We start from the raw sequence: 4511 nt of genomic DNA, 5'->3' as shown, positions 1-4511 counted from the left end.
CTGCCCAAATATTCTCCTGATTTAAATGATTAAGAACATGATTTCAGTGCATTAAAAAGAGCCATAATGTATGCTCCTACCCATAAATCTTTAGATGAAATAATCCGTGATTATTGTGTAGCTTAATGTCTCACTCTTAAGTTAAATAACTATATATTCTCATTATTAATGTATTTATGGATGAGGAGCGATAATGTGTATCAATTGTCACAAAAAATTCTGCTGCTGTTCTGAGATGTGCAAAAAAATACACATTGACCTAACTTATATCATGTTTAAAATAATGCTGTTTAAAACTTCTGGCGTAAAGGGATTTTCATCTTTTTTCAGAGATTCAATCCAAAGCTGTCGTTGTGCTTTTTGTTCAGTGTTTTTTACCTGCTTAATAAACGCTTCAAAATCTTCAACAGCACCGTTAAAATCACCCGTTAATGCTCTGGCCAAACCTCTACTATCCCTAAACTGTGCATTTTCTGGCTGAAGTTCTACTGCATGATCACAAGCAAACATAACATCTGTGCCATGACCATATAAGCTACCGTATCGACAGAGTTTATCCCAGTGTTTGCCAAGAATTTGTAAATTCGGATGATACTCTTGAGCCACATTATAAGCACGAATTGCTTCCTTAATTTTTCCTTCTTTTGCTAATATTCCCCCTTCATCCCGGACGCCTGGAGCTGCAATAATTTTGGCTTCTGTTAATGGGTCAAACTTCAAATTAGGATTTAGTTCTAACGCTTTGCGATATTCAGCAGCAGCACCTTCAACATCGCCATTATTGGTTACTATTCTGTTACCTTTTTCTAGGAAAAGTTGTGCTGAAGGTTTAACATCATCACACAGATGCTTATTAGGATAATCTTCAGGTCTACTTTTGAGATAGTCATCCACCCAGTCGCAACCCCTTGCTAGTAACTCGTCGATGTCTAAATTCCATAGTCTAATAGTTTTGTCATCACTAATTGAAACTATCTGGTTATTATTAGGGTTAAAAGCCAGACTCTCAACCTGTTCTGTATGACCGCTAAGAGTAAGTAGTAGAGTGCCATCAGATTTCCAAACTCTGACTGTTTTGTCATTACTTGCTGTAGCAATTAAGTCTCCCTTAGAATTAAAAACAATACCAAGCACTGAACCAGTATGCCCACTCAAAGTATATTTGACTGTTCCATTAGGAGTCCAGAGTTTGACAGTCGTATCTCGACTAGCAGTAGCAATGAGGTCTCCCTGGGGACTGAAAGCAATACTGTAAATAGAGCCTTTGTGTTCTTGAAATGTATTGAGTAGTTTGAGTCTATCTCCATCAAATTTCCATACTTTTGCAGTCCCGGTTAGACTGGTAGTAACAATGAGGTCTTGTTTGGGACTGATGGCAACATCGGTAATTTGATGGCCATGTTTTGTGTCTATTTCTAGGAATTCTTCAACTAAATTACCATCAACTTTCCATAGTTTTACTTTTTTGTTTAGACCCGCAACAATAAAATTGCCCTTGGAACTGAAGGCAATATTATAAGAGTTGCGATCGCGTAATTCTTGATCGGTTAGGTCAATAACTTTTGTACCATCAGGTTTCCAGAGTTTGGCTATACCGCGATGGGTGATGGTAGCGATAAACTCACCGTTAGGACTAAAGGCGACATCTGTTATCCAATTATTGTGTGTGATGTTAGGCTGTATTATAGTACCGTCAAGTTTTCGCAGTTGAAGTGTATTTTCGTAATAACAACCCAAAGCAATGAGGTTATTAGGACTAATGGCAACACGCCTGCAATGATAATTATCAAGTTGGCTTTTTCCGAACGTATCTTGATAAGGAATAGTATTCCAAAGTCTTACTGTTTGGTCAGCACTAGCACTCGCTATTAAGTCTCCTTTGGGACTGAAGGCAATGCTATAAATTTTTTTGTTGTGTCCTTGAAGAGTGTCTACAAGAGTACCATCTGGTTTCCAAATTCTGACGGTATTATCTTCACTAGCACTAGCTATTTGTTCGCCGTTTTTGCTGTATACAACACTATAAACTTTATCGGCATGAGAGAGGGTATCTAAGAGAGTACCATCAATTTTCCAGAGTTTGACCTTATTGTCAAAACTAGCAGAAGCAATTTGGTCTCCGTTAGGACTGAAAGCAACATCAAAGACTAATTTTTTGTGTCCTTCAAGGGTTTTTACTGCGTTACCATCAGGTTTCCAAAGTTTGACTTTACCACCCCCATCTCCAGTAGCAATGAGGTCTCCTTTGGGGCTAAATTCAATATCATATACATTCCCCTCAGCAGGAAGAGTTGCAACCAAACTACCATCTACCCAACTACCATCTGTAGATTTCCAAATTTTGGCTGTGTCATCTTTACCTCCACTTCCAGTAACAATAAGGTCTCCTTTTGGGCTGAAGGCAATACTACGAAGCTCTCCTGTATGTCCTGTTAGAGTTTTTACGAAAGTGCCATCAGATTTCCAAATTTTGGCTGTGTTATCTTTACTCGCAGTGGCAACAAAGTCTCCGTTGGGGCTAAACACTACTCTGGTAACTTCGTTATCGTGATTTAAGGTTGCTACTAAACTGCCATCTTGAGATTTCCAAATTTTAGCTGTGTTATCTCTACTCGCAGTGGCAACCAAGTCTCCCTTAGGACTAAAAACTGCTCTATAGACTGTTCTGCCATGCTCTAGAATTGCAACCAAAGTACCATCTGCTTTCGAGAGTTTAGCAATGTTATCGCTACCTGCAGTGGCAATGAGGTCTTCTGTGGGGCTGAATGCTACGCTAATAACTTCGTTATCGTGATTTAAACGATTATATTCCATCTTCCCAGGGGTAGAAATTATCTCTCGTAATGTATCTACACCTAATAGTCTAGTCTGAGGTTCTGCCCAACCAGCATTTTTTAATTTTTTCCCCAGCTTAATACCGTTAACGAGTGTATCCCATGTTTGAGTAGAATTGAAACTGTCTTTTAGACTCTCAAACTTATTTCTAATTTTGGTATTCCAGTTGTTAACAGTAGCACGTCTCCATCCGAACGCAGCAACTCCAGCCAAAACTGATATCAAAACAAAACTGCTAGTAACTGCCACAATATTCCGTTGCCGTTTTCGATCGCGAAATTTCACACTCTCTCGAATAAACTCTTGTTCTTTTTCTGAAAGTTCATCGCGACGGTCTTTGAGTTGTTCCTGGGCCTGAGCGAGTGCCGCCCCCCGTAATAGTTGTCCCTCATCTCGCTCCATTTCTTGCCACTGACGCATAAAACCCCGCAGTCGTTCTTGCCATGCACGAAATTCTCGATCATTTTCCATCCATTCTTTTAGTTGACCCCAATTTCTAATTAAGGCTTCATGGACAACTTCAACAGTTTCTTGCCCAGAATTATTTTCTGTTTCACTGGTAATAACAGTACGACTGGTGACCACCAACCGATCATCAGCTAATTTTTTGACTAAATTCCATGTCTGGTTTAATTCTGCTTTAGTTGCCACTCGTCGGGTGTCTTCTGTGCCTTCTCCGGGTCGTACTAACTGCACAAAAATTCTATGGACTTGCTCTTGCTCTTCTGGTTTAAGTTTACTAAATTTGTCATCAGCATAACGAGTTAATGCACCAGAAACTTGACCTATTTCTTCATAAGCTTTATGAGTTAATTGTTTGCTTTTGCGTTGTTTCCAAAGTTCTGTTAAAGCAAATTCTAATAAGGGTAAATTTCCTGGTTCTTTGTCTACATCTTCAAGAATACGTTCTACCAGTCCGCTTTCAAAATTGATACCTAATTTTTGAGCAGGTTTTTCAATAACTTCTCTTAGTTCTTTTGAGTTCATGGAACGGATTTTTACATCCCCATTTCGCAAGACATCAGCTAATGGTGGATAAGATAATACATTACCTAAAAAATCTGCCCGCATTGTGGCAACTAATACTGTTGATAAGGATGATTGTTTGGTGAAATACCGGAATGTATATAAGAGAGTATCAATAAATTTCCGGCGGGTTTGTTCATCATTACAAAGGGTGTAAACTTCCTCAAATTGGTCGGCAATTAGTAAGGTGCGATAATTAGGATTATTATGTTGAATTGTGGCAAAAACATCAGATAATGGAACTGTATTATCTTGAAAATATCCTGATAATTTCCGAGCTTGAGCCATGCTGTCTGTTCGATCGAGATTTGGTTCGTAGAGTGGAACTAATGCTTGAGCTAAAGCAATAAATGGGTCTGTTCCTGGACGAAAATGGGTAAATTGCCAATGTCCAGCTTTGACTAATTTTGGTACTAATCCTGCTAAAATAACTGAAGATTTGCCACTTCCTGACGCACCTAATACGGGAATAAAATTACGAGTTTCTGTATATTGATAGAGTTCTTCAATAAATACTTCGCGGCCAAAGAAATATTCGGCATTTTCTGAGTTAAAGTGATATAAACCTTGATAGGGACAAAGTAATTTATCGTCTATATCTTCTTCAGTAGATGTTGTAATTGTTTGTTTTTCATAATAATAGTTATAGA

At 38.5% G+C, this 4511-nt stretch carries 1 protein-coding gene and 1 pseudogene; one reads left to right on the top strand and one right to left on the bottom strand.

Features of this window, described 5'->3' with window-relative positions; genetic code table 11:
* Window positions 1-126: pseudogene (locus tag F6K18_RS35745) on the top strand (IS630 family transposase); the annotation flags it as partial.
* Window positions 127-264: 138 nt separating this feature from the next.
* Here the strand turns inward: F6K18_RS35745 and F6K18_RS35740 are convergent.
* Window positions 265-4511: hypothetical protein (locus tag F6K18_RS35740; protein WP_287528082.1), on the bottom strand; the 4247-nt coding region annotated here is incomplete at its 5' end.

This window comes from Okeania sp. SIO2C2, assembly GCF_010692625.1.
GTDB classification, from domain to species: Bacteria; Cyanobacteriota; Cyanobacteriia; order Cyanobacteriales; family Microcoleaceae; genus Okeania; species Okeania hirsuta.
Note: the sequence above shows the minus strand (reverse complement) of the source record. Positions and strands in the feature narration are given on the sequence as shown.